Source organism: Streptomonospora alba, from assembly GCF_000826685.1.
In the GTDB taxonomy this organism is placed as follows: Bacteria; Actinomycetota; Actinomycetes; order Streptosporangiales; family Streptosporangiaceae; genus Streptomonospora; species Streptomonospora alba.
In genome coordinates this window covers 14,865-33,984 of record NZ_JROO01000029.1, presented here as the reverse complement: position 1 = coordinate 33,984, position 19,120 = coordinate 14,865, and the positions used below count along the sequence as shown (strand labels likewise).

The 19,120-nt window shown below is 72.9% G+C and carries 13 protein-coding genes; 7 read left to right on the top strand and 6 right to left on the bottom strand.

Annotated features, from left to right (window positions below):
• The first annotated feature begins 16 nt into the window (after window positions 1–16).
• Genes LP52_RS15130 through LP52_RS15120 form a run of 3 tightly spaced genes read left to right on the top strand, consistent with a single transcriptional unit; the run spans window position 17 to window position 4,286 of the window.
• Window positions 17–2,242, top strand: a complete 2,226-nt coding sequence (locus LP52_RS15130) for a hydantoinase/oxoprolinase family protein (RefSeq protein WP_193789995.1) — start codon at window positions 17–19, stop codon at window positions 2,240–2,242.
• A complete protein-coding gene (locus LP52_RS15125; protein WP_084723219.1) occupies window positions 2,239–2,928 on the top strand; it encodes a hypothetical protein in 690 nt (229 codons plus the stop codon). Before LP52_RS15130 ends, LP52_RS15125 begins: the two co-directional genes overlap by 4 nt.
• Complete coding sequence (locus LP52_RS15120) at window positions 2,925–4,286, top strand: transporter (RefSeq protein ID WP_040274307.1); 1,362 nt, start codon at window positions 2,925–2,927, stop codon at window positions 4,284–4,286. The genes LP52_RS15125 and LP52_RS15120 overlap by 4 nt, the downstream gene beginning before the upstream one ends.
• Before the next feature lie 125 nt (window positions 4,287–4,411).
• On the opposite strand, the gene LP52_RS15115 is transcribed toward LP52_RS15120, so the two are convergent.
• Together LP52_RS15115 and LP52_RS15110 are read right to left on the bottom strand one after the other, a co-directional pair.
• Window positions 4,412–5,752 carry an amidohydrolase family protein gene (locus tag LP52_RS15115; protein ID WP_040274306.1) on the bottom strand — a complete coding sequence of 447 codons (1,341 nt, stop codon included), beginning with the start codon at window positions 5,750–5,752 and terminating at the stop codon, window positions 4,412–4,414.
• Window positions 5,753–5,802: 50 nt separating this feature from the next.
• The gene (locus LP52_RS15110) at window positions 5,803–6,528 is read right to left on the bottom strand and encodes an Atu4866 domain-containing protein (RefSeq protein WP_040274304.1); all 726 of its coding nucleotides are present in this window, start codon (window positions 6,526–6,528) and stop codon (window positions 5,803–5,805) included.
• 138 nt (window positions 6,529–6,666) lie between these two features.
• Here LP52_RS15110 and LP52_RS15105 point away from each other — a divergent pair, with 138 nt between their 5' ends.
• On the top strand, window positions 6,667–7,509 hold the full coding sequence (locus LP52_RS15105; RefSeq protein ID WP_040274303.1) for a helix-turn-helix domain-containing protein: 843 nt from the start codon (window positions 6,667–6,669) through the stop codon (window positions 7,507–7,509).
• Between the two features lie 323 nt (window positions 7,510–7,832).
• Here LP52_RS15105 and LP52_RS15100 read toward each other — a convergent pair whose 3' ends face one another.
• Window positions 7,833–8,687 (bottom strand): SDR family oxidoreductase, encoded by an 855-nt coding sequence (locus tag LP52_RS15100; protein ID WP_040274302.1) that lies wholly within the window; start codon window positions 8,685–8,687, stop codon window positions 7,833–7,835.
• Between the two features lie 430 nt (window positions 8,688–9,117).
• Here LP52_RS15100 and LP52_RS15095 point away from each other — a divergent pair, with 430 nt between their 5' ends.
• The 3 genes from LP52_RS15095 to LP52_RS15085 all read left to right on the top strand — a co-directional run bounded on the left by LP52_RS15095 (window position 9,118) and on the right by LP52_RS15085 (window position 14,069).
• On the top strand, window positions 9,118–11,796 hold the full coding sequence (locus tag LP52_RS15095; RefSeq protein WP_040274300.1) for an AAA family ATPase: 2,679 nt from the start codon (window positions 9,118–9,120) through the stop codon (window positions 11,794–11,796).
• Between the two features lie 514 nt (window positions 11,797–12,310).
• The gene (locus LP52_RS15090; RefSeq protein WP_040274298.1) at window positions 12,311–12,727 is read left to right on the top strand and encodes a Dabb family protein; all 417 of its coding nucleotides are present in this window, start codon (window positions 12,311–12,313) and stop codon (window positions 12,725–12,727) included.
• Between the two features lie 166 nt (window positions 12,728–12,893).
• The gene (locus tag LP52_RS15085; RefSeq protein ID WP_040274296.1) at window positions 12,894–14,069 is read left to right on the top strand and encodes an MFS transporter; all 1,176 of its coding nucleotides are present in this window, start codon (window positions 12,894–12,896) and stop codon (window positions 14,067–14,069) included.
• Between the two features lie 241 nt (window positions 14,070–14,310).
• Here LP52_RS15085 and rph read toward each other — a convergent pair whose 3' ends face one another.
• The 3 genes from rph to LP52_RS15070 all read right to left on the bottom strand — a co-directional run bounded on the left by rph (window position 14,311) and on the right by LP52_RS15070 (window position 18,967).
• A complete protein-coding gene (gene rph, locus LP52_RS15080; RefSeq protein WP_238580931.1) occupies window positions 14,311–16,953 on the bottom strand; it encodes a rifamycin-inactivating phosphotransferase in 2,643 nt (880 codons plus the stop codon).
• 845 nt (window positions 16,954–17,798) lie between these two features.
• Entirely contained in the window at window positions 17,799–18,362 is a 564-nt protein-coding gene (locus LP52_RS15075; RefSeq protein ID WP_040274292.1) for a dihydrofolate reductase family protein, read from the bottom strand.
• A gap of 194 nt (window positions 18,363–18,556) precedes the next feature.
• Window positions 18,557–18,967, bottom strand: coding sequence for a hypothetical protein (locus tag LP52_RS15070; RefSeq protein WP_157036339.1), 411 nt, complete (start codon window positions 18,965–18,967; stop codon window positions 18,557–18,559).
• Window positions 18,968–19,120 lie beyond the last annotated feature (153 nt).

Genomic DNA, 19,120 nt, shown 5'->3' with positions numbered 1-19,120 from the left:
TACGAAAGGTGCGGAAATGCCGACCGAACCCCATCCCCCCGCCGAACCGGCGGAACCGGCCGTGCCCGGCGAACCGTCCGGCCCGGACGACACCGCAGTGCGCATCGGCATCGACGTCGGAGGAACCTTCACCGACGCCGTCGCCGTCAGCGCGCGCACCTTCGAACTGCTCGGCCAGGCCAAGGTTCCTACCAGCCACGACCACGCCGACGGCGTCGCCCACGGCATCATGGCCGCGCTGGAGCGCCTGCTCGCCGACATCGGCGTGGGCGCCGACGACGTCACCTTCCTCGCCCACGGCACCACCCAGGCCACCAACGCGCTGCTGGAAGGCGACGTCGCCACGGTCGGGATCGTCGGCATCGGCACCGGCTACGACGCCTTCGCCACCGGGCGGCTGCGCTCGCTGGGCCGGCTCAAGCTCGACTCCGGCCGCCCCCTGCCCATCCGCTACACCGGCCTCAAGCACCCCGAGCGGCCGGGCGAGGCCCGCGCCGCGGTGGACCGGCTGCGCGAGGAGGGCGCCGACGTCCTGGTGGCGGTCGAGCCGTTCAGCGTCGACGCCCCCGAGGGCGAGGACGCGGTGGCCGCCGCGGCCGTGCAGGCGGGTGTGCCCGTCACCGCCACCCACGAGATCACCCAGCTCTACGGGCTCGGCAAGCGCGCCCGCACCGCGGTCCTCAACGCCGGGGTGATGCCGCGCATGCTGGAGACCGCCGACCTGGTCGAGCGCAGCATCGCCAAGGCCGGTGTCAGCGCGCCGCTGATGGTGATGCGCTGCGACGGCGGTGTCATGTCGCTGGCCGAGATGCGCTCGCGTCCGCTGCTGACCGTGCTCTCCGGCCCGGCCGCCGGGGTGGCCGGTGCGTTGATGGGCGAGAAGGTCAGCGAGGGCGTGTTCCTGGAGACCGGGGGCACCTCCACCGACATCAGCGTCATCCGCCGCGGCCGGGTGCAGATCCGGCACGCCCGCCTCGGCGGCAAGGAGACCTACCTTTCGGCTTTGGACGTGCGCACTGTCGGCATCGGCGGCGGCTCGCTCGTCCGACTCGGCTCCACACGCGGCGGCGGCGCGAAGGTGGCCGACGTGGGGCCGCGCAGCGCGCACATCGCGGGCTTGCCCTATGCCTGCTTCGCCGCGGCCGAGGACCTGCGCGACGCGGAACTCGTCCGCCTCAGCCCGCGTGAAGGCGACCCCGCCGACTACGCCGTCATCGAGGCCGCCGGAGGGCGGTTCGCGCTCACCCTCACCTGCGCCGCCAACGCCGCCGGACTCGTCCCCGAAGACGACTACGCCCGCTCCGACCCCGCCACCGCCCGCGCCGCGCTGGAGCCGCTGGCGCGCGAACTGGGCACCGACGCCGAGAGCGCCGCGCGCGCCGTACTGCAGCGGGCGACGGACCGGATCGAGTCCACGGTCGCCGGGCTCATCGCCGACCACGGGCTCGACCGGGACGTGTGCAGCCTGGTGGGCGGGGGCGGCGGTGCGGCCACGGTCACCCCCTACCTGGGAGCGCGCATGCGGCTGGAGGCGCGCATCGCCGCGCACAGCGAGGTCATCAGCCCGCTCGGAGTGGCTCTGGCGCTGGTGCGGGAGTCGGTGGAGCGCATCATCCCCGGAGCCGGCCACTCCGACGTGCTGGCGGTGCGCACCGAGGCCGAGCAGGCGGTCCTGCGGCAGGGCGCCGACCCCGCCGCGGTCGAGGTGGACGTCACCGTCGACCCGCAGCGCAACCTCGTCTCGGCCGTGGCCACCGGAGCCACCGAGCTGCGCACCAAGGACCGTGCACAGGTCGTGGGCTCCGAGGAGGCACGGCGGGCGGCGGCCGCGAGCCTCGGCGCTCCGCCCGGGGAAATGCGGGAACTGGCCGCCACCGCCCAGTACCGCGTCCTCGGCCACACCCGCCGCCCGGGCGGGCTTGCGCGCCGCTTCGCGCGCGAGCGCACCCGCGTCCGGGTCGTCGATACCGAAGGCGTGGTGCGGCTGCACAGCGCCGACGCACGCGTCGACACGATGACCGCCGGCGAGGCCGATGCGCGGCTGAAGGAGCTGGTGGCCGAACGCACCTCCTACGGCGACGGCGGCTCCCGCGCCCCTGCCCTGTGGCTGCTGCTGGGCCCCAAGCTCGTGGACCTCTCCGGGGTGCTGGACGCCGGCCACCTGCTCGCGCTGGCGGCGACGGAGGCCGGCGGGCGCATGCCCGGCGAGGAACTCGTCGCGATCACGGAGGAGCGGCGGTGAGCGCGCCGACTTCCGGCGCGGCGGAGCCGCGCCGCTTCGCCCCGGCCGAGCGCTACGCCGAGCTCGCCGCGCTCGGCGACGTCGAACTCGGCGCCCGGATGCTCGCGGCCGCCCCCACCCACGAGGGCAGAAGCCCCGAGCGGCTGCGCGCATGGGCGCGCACCGCCATCGCGGTCGGCACCGAGATGGCCGGCGACGCCGACGCGGCCGGCAGCGGCGCCGAGGCGCGGGTCGCCGAGTCGACCGGCGGACTCCGCCGCGACGAGGTTCTGCTCGCCGAGTACCGCCGCCGGGCGCGCGGCGGCACCGTCGTCCTCTACACCGACGCCCTCGACTACGCGCGCACCGTGGCCGAGGCCGCGGGCTGGGCCGCGGACTTCCCGCGAGAGGCCGTCCGCGCCGCCGCCCTGGACCACGAGTGCGCGCACCGGCTGTTGCACGGACCCCGCGGCCGCGACCTGCGGCGCCGGCTCGACCACACCGCTGCGGCGGTGGGGCGCCTGCGCGTCCGCGGACACGTGGTCGGCGCGGACGAGATCGCCGCGCACGCCTACGCCCACCGGCGCGGCCGGATGCGGCGCAGTCCGCTGCTGCTCACCGCCGCCGTCGCCGCCACCCTCGCCCACGCCGGCCCTCCCGCTCCGGCGGCGCCGGCGTCCGTCCCGTCCCCCGGAGGCCCAGCATGACCGCGTTCGCAATCCTCGCGGTGATGGCGGTGGGCGTGGGCCTGATGCTCACGCGCCGCCTGCCGACCGCCTTCGCCCTCGTCCTGCTGTCCGTGGCCATCGCGCTCATCGCGGGCGCCCCGCTGACGGGCGACGAGGGCAGCGTCACCGGCACCGTCCTGCAGGAGGGCGCCCCGATGCTGGCGTCCACCATGGTCGCCATCCTGCTCGGCAGCTGGCTGGGCACACTGATGTCGGAGACCGGCATCGCGTCCACGCTCGTCCGCAAGATCGTGGAGTTCGGCGGAGAGCGGCCGTCGGTGGTGGCCGTCGGCGTGTTCGCCGTCGCGATCATGTGCGGCAGCATCACCGGTTCGGCCCCTGCGGCGATGCTCGCCGGAGTGGTCGGCATCCCCGCGATGATCGCGGTCGGGGTGCCGCCGGTGGTGGCCGCGGGAACCGTGCTGGTCGGCATCGCGGCGGGCCTGCCGCTGGAGCTGATCAACTGGCAGTTCCTCTCCGACGCCATCGGCGTGCCCGTCTCGACGGTTCAGCACTTCCAGCTGCGGATGTTCCCGATCGCGGTGGTCGGCGGCCTGGCCTACATCCTGATCGAGATGCGCCGCCGCGGCACACGCCACACCTGGGCGGTACGCGTCCCGGCGGGCGGCGCGGACGGCGGTTCCGGCCCCGAGGCCGGCGGCGGGCCGGATGCCGAGGGGGGCCACGGCGCCTTCACCCGAGCGGCGCGCCGCCGCGAGCGCCGCGGCGACGCACCTTGGTACGCGCTGCTCACCCCCGTGGTGCCGATCGCGCTCGCCCTGGGACTGGAGATCCCCATCGTCCCGTCACTGCTGACCGGTCTGGTTTTCGCGCTGGTCACCGCGGTGCGCTGGCGCGAGATGGCGTCGACGGCGCTGCGCAGCCTCTACCGCTCGTTCGACGTGGCGGCGCCGCCGATCGTGCTGTTCATCGCGATCGGCATGCTGCTGGCGGCCGTCAACCTGCCCGGCGCGGTCGAGGCCCTCAGCCCGGTCGTCACCGCGATCAGCCCGAGCAGCCCGCTGCTGTTCGTCGCCGTCTTCGCCGTCCTGGTGCCGCTGTGCCTCTACCGCGGCCCGATGAACATCTTCGGGCTGGGCGCCGGAGTGGCGGGGGTCCTGATCTCCGGCGGCATCTACCCGCCGCCGGCGGTTCTGGGCCTGATGGCCTCCTACGGCCAAGTCCTCGGCGTCTCCGACCCCACCAGCACCCAGACGGTCTGGAGCGCCCAGTACGCGGGAGTCCGCCCGGAGCGCTCCATGCTCTCCACGATCCCCTACACCTGGGCGGTCGCCATCGCCGGCCTGGTCCTCACCGTGTGGTTGTACCTGCTCTAGCCGATCGGCACGTGCCGCCCCGGCGCCTTCCCGCAGGTGCGGGAAGGCGCCGGGGCGGCCTCACGGTTCGGCCCCCGGCTCCCCCGCGCGGAAAGGCCCGGTGTTCCCCTGCCGGTAGCGGGGGCCTACCCCAGGGCCGCGACGATCCGGTCCCGGGAGGCGGTCACCTCCTCGCGCAGGCCGTCCACGTCCACCCCGACCAAGCGCCCGTGCGCCTTCCGGATCCGACCGGACACCATGACCGTCTCGATGTTGCGGGCGTCGGCGCCGAGCACGAGCATCCCCACCGGGTCGTTCAAGGGCATGGTGTTGACGTCGCCGGCGTCGACCACGATCAGGTCCGCTTGCCGCCCCGGGGACAGCGAGCCGGTGGCCTCGCCCAGCCCGATGGTGCGCGCGCCTTGCAGGGTGGCGAAGTCGAGCACGTCACGGGCGGTGATCCGCTCCGGCACCGGGGCGCCGCTCCCGTACACGCCCCGCACCGCGCGCATGCGCTGGATCGCGAGCAGTGTCCGCATCTGCGTGAACATGTCGCCTGCCAGCGCCACCTCCACGTCGATGCTCAGACCGGGGCGGATGCCGGCCGCGAGCGCCTCGTCGATCGCCGGAACGGCGCTTTCCAAGCCGATCTGGGCGTCGGAGGAGGGCGCCAGCGACACGGTGGTCCCGGTCTCGCCGACGGCACGCCACGCGGGCGCGGTCAGGCCGGTGGCATGGATCAGGCACACCTCGGGGCCGAGGAGGTCCGCGTCGGCCCAGCCCAGGATCGCCCGGGAGGAGGGAGCCCCGAACACCGCGTCGACGCTCACCCCGATGCCGAGGTCGCGGGCCACCGCCGCCAGCTCGCTCCCGTAGGCGAGGTCGGGGCCCGCGACCTCGTCGGTGGCCAGGGCCGCCAGGCGGATCGTGACCAGGCCGTCCCCGGTTCCCCGGTGGGCGTCGCACAGGCGTTCCAGGTCCCCGGGCCACTGGTGGTCCCAGGCGCCGAAGTGCGGACCCATGGAGGCGTGCACCCCTCGGATACCGGTGTCGGCGAGTGCGCGGATCGCCGCGTCGGAGTGGGCGGACGTGCGCGAGTTGTGCGAGAAGTCCAGCATCGTGGTGATCCCGGCGTCCAGCGCGGTGAGCGCCGCGAGCCGGGTGCCCACGTACATGTCGTGGGGCGTGTATCGGGGGGCGACCTCGCCCAGCGTGGACCTCACGTACGAGCCGAGGTCGGACACGTCGGGGATGGTGCGGCGCATCTGCGACTGCCAGGCATGGCGGTGGGTGTCGACGAATCCGGGGGCGACGACGCGCCCGGACGTGTCGACCGCCCTCGCCCCGGCCGCGTCCGGGTGCGCTGCCAGGTCCGCGCCGACCGCGACGATCCGGTCGCCGCGGACCAGGACGTCGCCGCGTTCCAGGTCTCCGATCCCGGGGTCCATCGTGACGACGGTCCCGCCGGTGAAGAGTGTGGCGGTCATGGTTCTCCTTCGTGTTCTGCCCGGGTGTGATCGGTACGTGCCGGGTGCGGTCATCGGCGGTGGAAGACGTAGCCCGCGTGGTGGAGCACACCGTCGGCGAAGCGGCCGTAGGCCCAGAACCCCAGGTCGTCCCGGTAGACGATGCGGTCGCCCTCGATCCAGAACGATCCCTGGTAGGCGTGGGGGCGTCCGCCGCGCGTCTCGTCGTAGCGGCCGTCGGCGGTCAGCTCCTGGTGGATGAAGCCCGTCTCGTCGATCCACATCCCCAGGTACGGGCTGTCCGCCGGCGTCTGTGCGGGGTCCGGGACCTGCGCGGTCCGGGGCTCGACGAGGCGGCGGCCGTTGAACAGGACGATCTCGCCCTCGACGACGATCGCGGCGGCCTGCTCCGGACGCCAGACGATCCGCTCCAGCTCCGGGGCCTCGGGCCGGTGCCCGGAGATCACGGCGAAGGTCGCGGGGTTTCCGGGCGCCAGTGTGCCGACCCGGTCGGAGGGGCGCCGGCGCAGTCCGGCGACGGTGTCGTTCTCGACGACGCCCGGCACGACGGTCAGTCCCGCGCAGTCCACGACGATCATGCCGTCGTCCTCGGCGGCCGTGTGCAGACCGGTGCCGACACCGGCGATCTCGTTCCCGTTCAGGAGGAGGTCGGCGCCGGTCAGGTCGCCCATCACCGGGTGGAGCGTGTGCACGGTGGCGTTTCCGAACAGCAGCGGCCGGTGCGGCTCGGCGGCGACGGTCTTCAGCAGGTCCTCGTCGAGCAGCGTGGTGCTCATGGTCTTCCTCCGCAAGGTGGGTGCGTCTTCAGGAACGCTTTCCACCCTCGGAGCCGGGCGGCCGGACTACCAGGCCGGGCTCCCCCTGGGTGCGGCACACCCTGGCTGGCTCCGCCCGGCCTCCGTAAGCTGGTGACCATGCCCCGCACCGCACTCGGAGCCTTCCTGACCGCCCGTCGCGCCCGCCTCGCTCCCGACGACGTCGGCTTGGCCTACAGCGGGACGCGCCGGGTGGCCGGGCTGCGCCGCGAGGAGGTCGCGGTTCTGGCCGGGGTGAGCGCCGACTACTACAGCCGGCTGGAGCAGGGCCGGGAACGCCGTCCCTCCGCCTCGGTGCTGGACGCCGTCGCCCGCGCCCTGGACATGGAGCCCGACGCCCGCGAGCACCTGTTCCGCCTGGCCGGTGTCGCGCCGGAGCACCGTCCCGCACCCGCCCGGCCGCGTGTCGACGCTCACCTGCGTATGCTGCTCGACTCCTGGCCGGACACCCCGGCGATGATCATCGACCGGCGCCTGGACCTCCTGGCGACCAACGCGCTGGCGGACGCGCTGTACGCCGACTTCGCCGAGGCCGACAACCTGGTGCGGATGGCCTTTCTGGACCCGGCGGGAGAGGTCTTCTTCGCCGACTGGCAGCGCACCGCGCGGGCGTGCGTGGCCAACCTGCGTCTGGCGCTCGGTCACGATCCGCACGACCGCAGGGTGCAGGAACTCGTGCAAGAGGCGGACCGGGGCAGTCCCCGGTTCCGCGACCTGTGGAACGAGCACGACGTTCGCGGCAAGTCGCAGGAGGCCAAGACGTTTCGGCACGGCGCGGTGGGTGAGCTGACCCTGTCTTCGCACGTGTTCGACGTGCGGGGCGAGGACGGACTCATGCTGGTCGTGTACCGGGCCGAGCAGGGCGGTCCCGACTTCCGGGCGCTGCGGTTGCTGGGGTCCCTGGCCGCCGAGCCGGCGCCGCTTCCACGCCCGACGCGCTGAGCGGCGGCCACCTCCGTCAAGCACCGCCCGCACCTCGGAATCGCCGCCCCCCCCTGCGCCGGACGGGGAGGCGGCGTGGCCCAGGAATCCGTCTTCGCGTCATCCAGACCGGGCAGGAGCACGACCTGTTCGGGGCGCGCGGCGGCCGCCGCGCGGAGACGACCTCCTCCGCCGCCGGAGGGGACGCGGGATCCATACGTCGCCTCCCTTTCGTCTCGCCCGAGGTCGGGCATGCGGAGAGGATCACGCCACCCGTACCGACGGCCCGCGTGGCGGAGACCGGCTCGGCGGACGAGGTGAAGACACCGGGTCCACCGGCGGCCTCACGCCGGGATGAACGCGGCGGAGTAGTCGTGGGCGAAGTCGGTGATGTCGCGCGCGGGGTGCCCGGTCAGGTCGGCGACCGACGTGTGCACGTCGGCGGCCTCACCGCGGGCGTAGTGGGCGTAGTCCTCTAGGAGACCGGCGACCTGCCACGGCGGAAGCATGCCGTCCAGCGCGGCGGCGAACCGGTCGGAGGGGACGTCGTGGAAGGCGATGGCGCGCCCGGTGGCGGTGGACAGCGCCTGGGCGATCTGGTCGTGGGTCACGGCCCGGGGCCCGGTCAGTGTGTAGGTGCGGCCCGTGTGCCCCGCGCCGGTCAGCACCGCGGCGGCGGCCTCGGCGACGTCCCTGGTATCGACGGTGCTGACGGCGGCACCCCCGATGGGCGCGGCGAACCGGCCCTGGGCGATGGTGCCCGCGAAGGCGAGCAGCGCCTGCATGTAGAGGTTGGGGCGCAGTACGGTGTGGTCGAGGCCGAGCTGGTGCACGTGTGCCTCGACCTCGGCGTGCCAGCGCAGGAACCGCACCGGTGAGTCGGGGCGTGCCGCGTACTGCGAGAGCACCACGAGGCGGTCCACGCCCGCGCCGCGGGCCAGCTCGGCGAACCGGATCTGAAGCGCGGCGGCGTCCGCTGCCGAAGGGCTGTTGAGGAATGCCGCGTCGACGCCTTTCAGCGCGGCGGTGACCGACTCCGGATTCCGCAGGTCGGCGACGACGTTCTCGGCGCCGGGGACGGGCCGGTCGGGGTTGCGGGTCATGGCGCGGACGTCGGCGCCGCGGGCTTGCAGGGCGGGGACCAGGGTTGATCCGACGGTTCCGGTCGCGCCGGTCACGAGCACGGTGGGTGCGTTCATCGTCAGGTGTTCCTTCCTCGGTGCCGCCCAGGCGGGTGCCTCGGCGGGGTCTGCCCGGGGGTCAGCGCGCGCCCGTGCGATCGGGGACCGGCCGTGTATCGGCGGTCGGGACGGGCGACAGGGCGATGGCGGTGCAGACGAGCGGGACCGCGCGGCGCCCGCAGGCGGTCGGGCACCGCGGTGAGAGCGGCTTCGCTGCTCATCGACACGTCCTCGGCACGGGGCGGCTGATTCCGTGTTCCGACGGCGGCGAGGGCCGCGCCCGGGGGCCCGCCCGAAACGTGCCGCGGGCGAGGCAGGTGCTCCGCCGTTCCGCGGGCGTGTGCCGTCATGCCATGACCATCGCGCGGAGGCACCCGCATTCGCGTCGGTGACAATCGCCTACTTCGCCGATGGCGCCGCCGACCGCCCCGCCACATAAAGTTGGCCCATGCTCCCGAGGCACCCCCGCTCGCTCGTCGGCAGGCACGACGAGATCGAGCGCCTCCTCGCCCTCGTCGGGACCGCCGAAAGGGGCGAGGGCGGCGCGCTCGTCCTTCGCGGCGACCCGGGAATCGGCAAGAGCGCACTGCTGGACCGGGTCGAACGTGCGGCGCCGGAGACGTTCCAGACCATCCGCGCATCCGGGACGGAGTTCGAGGCCGAGCTGCCGTCCGCGGCGCTGCACCAGCTGTGCGTCCCGGTGCTGGGACACCTCGACGCGGTCTCGGCTCCCTACCGGGACTCCCTCCTGGTCGCGTTCGGACTGGCCGACGGCGCGCCGAACCCGTTCCGCGTCGGCCTTGCCGCCCTCGAACTGCTGTCCGCCGCCGCGGCGGAGCGTCCGCTGCTGTGCGTCGTGGACGACGCGCACTGGATGGACGCCGCCTCGGCGAAGGCGTTGACGTTCCTGGCGAGGCGCATCGCGGCGGAGCCGATCGCGATGGTGTTCGCGGCCCGCGACCAGGGCACCGCCCGAGGGCTGGACGATCTGCCCGGGATGGCGGTCGAGGGCCTGGACGACGCGCATGCGCGCACGCTGCTGGCCGAGGGGAAGACCGTGACGCTCGACGAGCGGGTGCGCGATCGCGTTCTCGCCGAGGCACGCGGAAACCCGCTGGCCCTGCTCGAATTGCCGAAGGCCGGGGGCTTCGTGCTGCCCACACCCTCGCCGGTCGCCGACCGGATCGAGCGGAGCTTCCAGGCCAGAACGGCGGAACTCCCGCTGGACGCGCGGCTGCTGCTGATCCTCGCGAGCGCCGATCCCACCGGGGATCCGGGCCTGCTGTGGACGGCGGCTCAGCGGTCGGACATCGACGTTCCCGCCGCGAGCGCCGCCGTCGAGGCATCCGGGTTGGCGCTGTTCGGCACGCGCGCGCGGTTCTGCCACCCGCTGGCGCGCTCGGCCGTATACCGTGCGGCCGATCCGGAGCGGCGCCATGCGGCGCATCGGGCGCTGGCCGATGCCACCGACCCGGCCACGGCGCCGGACCGGCAGGCCTGGCACCGCGCTCAGGCCACCGCCGGGCCGGACGAACAGGTCGCGGAGGCGCTGGAGTCGTCGGCGGCGCGGGCGCAGGCGCGCGGGGGCGTGGCGGCGGCCGCCGCCTTCCTGGAACGCGCGGCGGCGCTGTCACACGACCGCGGTAAGCAGACCGAGCGCACGATCGCGGCCGCGCGGGCCACGCTCGACGCGGGCGGGGCGGACGCGGCGGCGAACCTGCTGGCCAGCGTCGACACCGCGACGCTGGACGATCTCCAGCACGCGTCCGTCGACCTGCTGCGCGGGCGGATCGCCTTCGTCGGGGGTGCGGACGGGTCCGACAGCGGGCCGGACCTCATCCTGCGGGCCGCACAGCGGCTCGCCGCCAGTGATCCGAAACGGTCGCGCGAGTCCTTCGTGGCGGCGCTGGAGATGGGCCTCGTCGTGGGCAGGGCCGCCGGGGTGATGGACCGGATGCTCGATGCGGCCCGCGCGGCGCCGCCGGCGCCGCACCCCCCGGACCTCCTCGACGCGCTGGTGCTGCTGAGCACCGAGGGCCACCGCACCGGTGTGCCGATGCTCCGCGAGGTTCTCACCGGCGACGACGCCGGCTGGACCCGGGTGCCGGCGTTGGCCACGATGGTGGCGGGCGAACTGTGGGACCTCGACTTGCACACGGCGATCACCGAGTGGCTGGTGCGGAGCGGGCGGGACACGGGGTCGCCCCTCACCATCCGGCTCGGCCTGTCTCAGGTGGCGATGTCGGCGGTATTGACCGGTGACTTCGGGCGGGCGATGGCGGCGATCGCCGAGGAGGAGGCGATCGCCGACGCCCTGGGCGATGTGCCTCAGCTGTATTCGCGAGTGCACCTGGCGGCGGTGCGCGGCCGCCGCCAGGAGGCGCTGGAGCTGTTCGCCGAAGCGCGGAGGCGGGGCGCCGGCCAGCTGGCCGCGAACACCGACGGGGCCGCGGCCGTGCTGTACAACGGCCTCGGCGACTACCCGGCCGCACTGGAGGCGGCCGGGCGCACGGTGGCACGCGGCGACCTCTTCCTGGCCGGTTTCACGCTGCCCGAACTGGTGGAGGCCGCGGTGCGGTGCGGCGAGAACACCGTCGCGGAGTCGGCGCTGGAGTCCCTACTCGAGCGCACCGCGCCCTCGGGCACCGCCTACGGCCTCGGCGTCGCGGCGGGCGCACGGGCTCTGGTCCGCGGCGCGGAGGACGACTACCGGGAGTCCGTCGAGCGCCTGGCGGAGAGCCCGCTGAGGCCGGAGCTCGCGCGGGCGCACCTGCGCTACGGGGAGTGGCTGCGCCGTGCCGGCCGCCGCCGCGACGCCCGCGAACACCTGCGTACCGCCCACGAGCAGCTGTCGGGGATCGGGATGGAGGCGTTCGCCCGGCGAGCCGCGGACGAGCTGCGCGCGACCGGCGAGGTGGCGCGCAGCCGTTCCGAGCACACCTACGACCGGCTGACCATGCAGGAGATGCACATCGCGCGCCAGGTCGCTGGGGGCGCGACGACGAAGGAGGTCGCCGCGCACCTGTTCCTCAGCCCGCGCACGGTGGACGCCCACCTGCGCAGCATCTTCCGCAAGCTCGGCATCACGTCGCGCAGGCAGCTCAGGGACATGCCCGAACTCGGGTGACGCGGGCTGGAACGCTCTTGCGGGAGCGGGCCGTGTCCCGCGCGTCGGCCGAAGCGCGATCGGACCGGCGATCCGGTGGTCCGACCGCAACGGTGGCGGGTCCCGCGCCGCCGAGTCGGTGTCCGCCACGTGCACGTCGTCGACGGCCCGCAGCGACGGGCGTTCGTCGCGGCGGCCAGGGGCCGGGAGCGGTCGGCGGCGCCGCCGTCGAAGTAGGTGATCCTCACCGACGCGAGCGAGAGCACGCCCACGCGATCGTCGTGGCATGGCCACACCAGCCGGCGGCAGGGCGCCTCGACGCCTCGCGAGCGTACGGAGGCATCGTGTCGACGACCGCGTTCCTCAGCGCGGCCGCGTCCGTCCTCATCGCCCTCGCACCGCCGCCCGTCCCCGCTTCCGGGGCACAGCCGGTCGCGGCCACCGTGCGCACGAGCCGAACCGCGCCCGGACCCGCCGAGGGACACCCCTCACCGCATTCGCGCGTGTACACCCATCCGCTGGAAGGAACGTTTCGATGATCTACCACGGCAACCGTTTCACCCTCAGGCCCGGCGTCTCGGAGGAGGACAAGCAGGCCGCTCTGGAGAGCCTGCGCAACCAGGGCCGCGCCATCCCGTCCGTCACCTCGTTCGTCGTCGGCCCCGACTTCGGCGGGGAGTACGAGTACGGCGCCGTCTTCGTGCTCACGGACCTCGAAGGCTACGAGGAGTACATGAACCACCCGGCGCACCAGCACACCGACCGGATCGGGCTGCCGCTGGTCGAGACCTTCATGTCGTTCGACATCACCGACGACCCGGACCCGGAGACCGGCGCGAAGATCGCCGAGATCCACCAGCGCCGCTACGACACCATGCCCGAGATCGCCGGACTGGTCTCCGACCTCGGCGAGTACACCGGCAGCGCCGCACCCGGCAAGCACGGGAACTGACCTGCCGCGGCGAGCCGCCCGCGGCGGGCGTGACCCCGATCACGGGTCACGCCCGCCGCCTGCGTGCAGAGCGGCGCCGGCAGCGCCCCGAAGCAGCGGGCGGAGGCGAACACATCGGCGATCGTCACCGACGCGAACGCGGCCGCGCCCAAGCGATCGTGACGGCATGACGACTGAAACCGCCCGCATGGCCCCTCAGCGCCTCGCACGCGGCACCATCCTCGCCGCGGCGACCTTGACGATCATGGCCCCGGCCCTCATCGCCCCCAGCCTTCCGACGATGGAGCAGGTCTTCGCGGCCCAGCCAGGAGCGCCCCTGCTGGTCCGCCTCGTGATGACGGTCACCTCGCTCATGATCGCCGTCAGCGCGCCGGTGTCCGGACTGGTCGCCGACCGCGTCGGGCGCCGCCCGCTGCTCGTGTTCAGCCTCGTGCTGTATGCGGCCGGCGGAACCGCCGGGTACTTCGTGACCGACCTCTTCCTGCTGCTGGGGACCAGAGCCGTGCTGGGCATCGCCGTCGGCGGGGTCATGACGGCGGTCAGCGCGACGATCACCGACTGGTTCGACGGGCCGAGGCGGGCCTCCTTCCTCGGACTGCAGCAGGCGTTCGCAAGCCTCGGCGGCGTGGTGTTCCTGCCGCTGGCCGGAGTGCTCGCGACGATCGGCTGGAAGGTGCCGTTCTGGCTCTACAGCCTGGCGGCCGTGGTCGCGCTGTTCGCGGTCCTCGCCGTACGGGACGGGCCGCGGGACGCTCCCACGGTGGCCGCCGACCGCGGGCGGGCGGTGACCGGCCGCATGCTCGGCATCTACGCTCTGGCACTCGGCGCGACCATGGCGTTCTACATGGCGCCGACGCAGGTTCCGTTCCTGCTGGAGAGCCTCGGCATCGGGCCCGCCCTCGTGGGGGTCGTCGTCGCCGCGAGCACGCTGACCAGCACCCTCGGCGCGTTCGCCTTCCCGGCGCTGCGCAGGCGACTGGATTCCGCCACGACTACGACGGTCAGCATCGCGCTGCTCGGCGCGGGCTGGCTGCTGGTCGGCAGCACCGGCACGGCCTGGGGCGCCGCGGCCGGGCTGCTCGTCGGCGGCGCCGGTGTCGGGTTCGCCGTCCCCAACCTCACCCTGCGCCTGTCCGAGCTCGCCCCGCCCGCCTGGCGCGGCCGAATCCTCAGCGGACTCGTCGCCGCGATCTTCCTCGGCCAGTTCCTCTCGCCGCTGGCCGCCCAGCCCGTGGTCCGATCCATCGGAGTCGGCGGCGCCTTCACCTGGTCCGGAATCGCCATGGTCACCGGCGCGGCCGTCGCCGCCGCAGCAGCGTGGATACGGACACCCGCTCGATGAGGGTTTCCCCGCTCCCCCTGCGGATCCCCGCCCGGCCGGCCGTTCCGTGCCGGCCGGGCGCCCCCGAGGCCGCGGACGGACAGGGTTCGCGGTCCTGAGGCGGCTCGACGAGGGCCTGGAGGCCATCACCGAATCCGTCACCGCCTGCCGAACGGACGGTGTGTGCTCGGTGCTCGGCTGCCGCGGCCCCGTCCCCGATTGCGACCCGCCCTCGGTCCGGTGGCGGGCCCGCTCCGGCGGTTCACGTGAGGATCTCGACGTACCCGTCGGTTCCGTGCACGCGGATCCGCTGCCCGTCCGGGATCGTGCGGGTGGCCTGCTCCACCCCCACGACGGCCGGCAGGCCGTACTCCCGCGCGACCACCGCCCCGTGCGTCATGAGTCCGCCTACCTCCGTCACCAGTCCGGAGACGGTGACGAACAGGGGCGTCCAGCTGGGGTCGGTGTAGGCGGTGACCAGGATGTCGCCCGCCTCAAGGTCGGCCTGCGCCATATCCGTGACGACACGGGCCCGGCCTTCGACGGCCCCGGCCGAGACCGGGAGGCCGGCCAGTGCGCCGGGCGGGGCGTCGTCACGCCGATACCGGCCGGTGACGGCCTCGCCGTCCGATGTGAGGACCCGAGGCGGGGTGAGCGCCTCGTGCGAACGGAACGCCTCCCGCCTTTCCACAACGAGGCGGGGGTCCACGTAGTCGGTGCGCGCGACTTCCTCCAGCTCCCGGAACCGGAGGAAGAAGATGTCCTCCTCCTCGCGCAGGGCGCCGGACCGGACGAGGCGGTCGGCTTCCCGCAGCAACGCCTGCTTGTAGACGAAGTAGCGGCTGACCATGCCGTACTTGGGGTACTCCCGGTATCCGGCGAAGGTACGCACGCGGTCGATCATCCGCCTGGTCTCCTCTGCCTTGCTCTCGCCGTCGGGAAGGGCCCGCAAGCGCGCCAGCAGTTCGTGTTCCTTCCGGCGTGACTCCCGGCGCCCTCGTTCGAAGCGTCGCTCCCCTTCGCCCGGATCGAAGTTCTTGACGTTGCCGAGGATGGCGGGCACGAGTGCGGCGGGTCGCTCGCTCCAGCGTGTCCTGGTGATGTCGATCTCGCCCACGCAGCGCATTCCGTAGGCGTCGAGATAGCCCCGGATCGCGTCCCGTGCTTGCGGTCCGCCGGCCAGCTCGGCCATCTCGTCCAGGAAGCCGTCGCCCTCCCGGCTTTCGTCCACGACACGGTGCAGGAACGCCACCACGTCGGAGTACGGCCGGACGGTGTCCGCCACGTCGAGGAGCGCCAGCCCCATCTCGGAGGTCACGTTGCGGGGGACGGACTGCGTGAGCGCATCGGCCGCGTTCTTCTCGCCCAGCCACTCCTGCACGTGCTCATTGAGCCACCGGCTCGCCTCCATCGCCGCCGTGACCACCTGGAGGCTCTGCGAATCGAAAAGTATGCGCTTCAGCTCCGCGATGTCGGCCCGGATGAAGGCGAGCAGCTCCGGCCCGGACAGCTTCCGGATCCCGCTGCGCAGGGCGGCGACCGAAGCCTCGTTGCGGTGGATCAGCTCGCTGACGACGTCGGGATCGGTCGCGATCGGAGCGGGGCCGTCACCGGCGGGGGCGGCGGTGGAATCGTCCTCCGGAAGCGCGCGGAGGAAGTCGCCGCGGTCGAGGACGGTCCGCAGCGCGTCGCCGATCAGCGGGTCGGAGCTCCCCAGGCCCTCCATGAGGCTCGCGCGACCTGCGGGCGTCGCCAGGGCGGGCGCGACGTCGACGAACAACCGTCCACCCGCCTCGTGCATCGGCCGCGGGGTCGTCAGCTGCCACAGGGAGAGCCCCAGCGGCTTCATCGCGTCGGTCATCATCTGCTGGTGACCGACGGAGACGTAGACGTGGTTCTCCCGGTCGTCGGTCGTGGGGACGGGGAACAGCGTGGTGATCGGCCTGCTCTGCACGATGTGGAACTCGTCGCCGATCCGGCACCATTCGACGTCCTGAGGCCACTCGAAGTGCGCTTCGATGCGCCGCCCCAGCCGCACCAGGTGCACGGCCTGTGATTCCGTGAGAGTCGGCTGCGTCTGCCGCTTCGGCTCGATCGGTGCGTCACGGGTACCGCCTCCCGGCGACGCCTGCACGAACCGGGCCTTGGTGGCGAGCGCGGTGGAGACGACCTGGTCGTCGCGCACCGTGTAGACGTCACCGGAGACCAGCCCGGAGACGAGCGCCTCCCCGAGCCCCCAGCCGGCTTCCACAGTGGCGGTTGTGCGGTTCGAGGTCACCGGGTCTGCGGTGAACAGGGTCCCGGCCGCGTCCGGGAACACCATCTGCTGTACGACCACGGCCATTCCCGTGTCCCGGTGGTCGAAGCCGTTGCGGAGACGGTAGGTCACCGCCCGCTCGGTGAACAGCGAGGCCCAGCACCGCCGGACGTGCCGAAGGACCGCCGCCGGACCCGTGATGTTCAGGTAGGAGTCCTGCTGGCCGGCGAAGGACGCGGTCGGCAGGTCCTCGGCGGTCGCGCTGGACCGCACCGCGTATGAGGTGTGCTCCCCGAACCGGGCGAGCGCTTCGCTGATCGCCGCCGCAAGGGCCTCGGGCACCGCGACGCCTTCGATGCTGCGTCGTATATCGGCACTCAGGGTGCGGATCGCCGCGCGGTCGCCCGGTTCCACGCGCGACAGCAGATCGAACCGGGCACCGATCGACGGTTCCTCGGCGACGATCCCTCTGAATGCGTCCGTCGTGATGCAGAAGCCGTCCGGCACGCGGATACCGGCGATCCGCGACAACTCGCCCAGCAGCGCCCCCTTTCCGCCGACGTCCGCGGCGTTCGTCGCGTCGATCTGCTCGAAATCCATCACATAGCGCAATTCCGCTCCCCCGTCGTTCGTCGATCCGGTCCGCACGGCAGCAAGTATGGAGCGGTTTTCGGTTCCTCATGAGGTGCGCGGATCTGATATAAGATGAAAGTGGCGGGAGCGGTCCGGACACGCCGTCGGCTCGGCGATCCCCGCCCGTAGGAACCGGACGCTCTGCCACCACCGGGGACCGGCGCTGCTCTTCGGCGAGCGCGGGCGCATGTCCACGCGGTTCCGCGCCTGCGGCATACGACTGATAGAATCCGCCGTCGTCTGGACGTGCCCGGAGAGAGCACCCGCCCCTACCGGGACGCAGAGGGAGAATCCGCGGAAGCAGATAATGGCACCAGGGATGTTTAGCTCGTTTTACATAGCCATACACTGCTAGCATCCCCTGCCCAAAATCAGAACCTCCACCCCGTAGACATTCTCCTCATAGCGGTGGCCGCTGGGGTATCGACGTTTTTAGCCAGGCTGGGGTGGGGATTCGCGGGAATCCTGTTGAACGTCGTTCAACGCCGCATAAACCGCACACCCCGCGCGGACCCCAGCGGAACCCGTAACTCGGTAGACGGCGTAGTGACGGGAACGGCGGTACAGGCGGGAACCATCGGCCACGTCCAGTTCCATCACCACTGCCGCGGTTGCTCGCAACACGGCCACCGTCGCGGCGCCGCGCCTCCGCCTGAGGCCTCCCCCCGGCTGAACGACCAGGAGCGCGGCGGTTCGGCCAGGGCCGGCGACCACAGCGAAGGCCCGGCGTCCTGAGGAGAAGCCGCCGACGCTAGGGTGCGCCGGGGCCAGTGCAGTGCCCCTAGGAGCGTGTCTCATGTGGTGACGTGATTATGCGGCTTGGGGCGGTGTGCCTGTTGTGACTGGTGTGGTCGCTCCCCTCAGCGCGTCGTCTCGTATCTGGTCAGCACGACGCCGCCGGGGAACGTCCGCGTCTCCACCAGGCTCAGGTTCACCCAGCTGTCCAACGCCGTGGAGAACGGCGTGCCGCCGCCCACCAGGACCGGGTGGGTGGCCAGCTCGTACTCGTCGATCAGCCCGGCCCGCATGGCAGCTCCGGCGAGCGTTGCGCCGCCGATGCCCATCGGACCGCCGTCCTCGGCCTTGAGCCGGGTGATCTCGGCGACCGCGTCGCCGGTGACCAAGCGGGTGTTCCAGTCGACCCTGTCGATCGTCGAGGAGAACACCACCTTCGGCGTGTCCCGCCAGTTCCGCGCGAACTCGATCTCCGCCGGGGTCGCGTCGGGCCGCTGGTCACCGGTCGGCCAGTAGGCACTCATCGTCTCCCACAGCTTGCGCCCGTACAGCGACAGTCCGATCGCCCGCTCCCGGTCAAGCCACCACTGGAACAGCTCGTCGCTCGGCGCGCTCCAGCCGATGTCGTCGCCGGGCGCGGCGATGTAGCCGTCCAGGGTCACGTTGATGCCGTAGATCAGTTTCCGCATGGCGCCAGCCTTCCGTGAGTCGGTCTTCGGCGTGCAGACCGGCGCGGCGCGGGAAACTCATCGGTGCGCGATCTGCCCGCACAAGGACTCCGGATGCGACCCGGTGGTGGTGCATCCGTTCTGCGGGCGAAACAGAAGGAAATGCCGGGGAAGACGTCGACATGGCTCCTGGCACGTCCCGGTGCCCGGGTCGGTCACTGCTCGTCCTCGTCCGTGTTCTCTGATTCGCGGCGGGGGCGGGTGTGGCCGCTGTGCTTTCCTGCCACCGATCCGTGGAAGGTGCCGTGAGAGAGGTCGATGCGGTCGCCCGCATAGGTCGCGTGGGTGACGCCCCCCGTGATGGTGTCTGCCTGGATCACGGTGCCCGACACGTTGCCCTCGATTCGGTTGGACACACCGCCGGCCCGGGGAACAGGCGCAGCGCTGCCGCCGGAACGTCGGGCGCTCCAGATGGCGACCGCGATAGCGGCAATGCCTACGGCCACCGCGGCGACCGCGGCCCATTGGGCCAATTCGTCGAGGTCCATGACGTACTTGAGCAGCGCCGCCGCGACAGCAGCCACCGCCGCCACTCCCCCGAAGGTCCCCACCGCCAACCATCGCATGAACGAAGTATGCCCGAGAACGACCGGCAGGTATCCGGAAACCCGGCGGTATATACGGCGCCACTCGGGCGGGAACCTGAGGCGGAGAAACCCGCTTTTCCTCTATCGAGGATGCCCGGGTCACCGGCATCCGCGTGAATCGACCCGCCCGGC

Excerpts from the sequence above, each read along its gene's own strand:
- LP52_RS15130 (WP_193789995.1), top strand. The coding sequence starts at position 17 with ATGCCGACCGAACCCCATCCCCCCGCCGAACCGGCGGAACCGGCCGTG.
- LP52_RS15120 (WP_040274307.1), top strand. The coding sequence starts at position 2,925 with ATGACCGCGTTCGCAATCCTCGCGGTGATGGCGGTGGGCGTGGGCCTG.
- LP52_RS15115 (WP_040274306.1), bottom strand. The coding sequence starts at position 5,752 with ATGACCGCCACACTCTTCACCGGCGGGACCGTCGTCACGATGGACCCC.
- LP52_RS15110 (WP_040274304.1), bottom strand. The coding sequence starts at position 6,528 with ATGAGCACCACGCTGCTCGACGAGGACCTGCTGAAGACCGTCGCCGCC.
- LP52_RS15105 (WP_040274303.1), top strand. The coding sequence starts at position 6,667 with ATGCCCCGCACCGCACTCGGAGCCTTCCTGACCGCCCGTCGCGCCCGC.
- LP52_RS15100 (WP_040274302.1), bottom strand. The coding sequence starts at position 8,687 with ATGAACGCACCCACCGTGCTCGTGACCGGCGCGACCGGAACCGTCGGA.
- LP52_RS15095 (WP_040274300.1), top strand. The coding sequence starts at position 9,118 with ATGCTCCCGAGGCACCCCCGCTCGCTCGTCGGCAGGCACGACGAGATC.
- LP52_RS15090 (WP_040274298.1), top strand. The coding sequence starts at position 12,311 with ATGATCTACCACGGCAACCGTTTCACCCTCAGGCCCGGCGTCTCGGAG.
- LP52_RS15085 (WP_040274296.1), top strand. The coding sequence starts at position 12,894 with ATGACGACTGAAACCGCCCGCATGGCCCCTCAGCGCCTCGCACGCGGC.
- LP52_RS15075 (WP_040274292.1), bottom strand. The coding sequence starts at position 18,362 with ATGCGGAAACTGATCTACGGCATCAACGTGACCCTGGACGGCTACATC.
- LP52_RS15070 (WP_157036339.1), bottom strand. The coding sequence starts at position 18,967 with ATGCGATGGTTGGCGGTGGGGACCTTCGGGGGAGTGGCGGCGGTGGCT.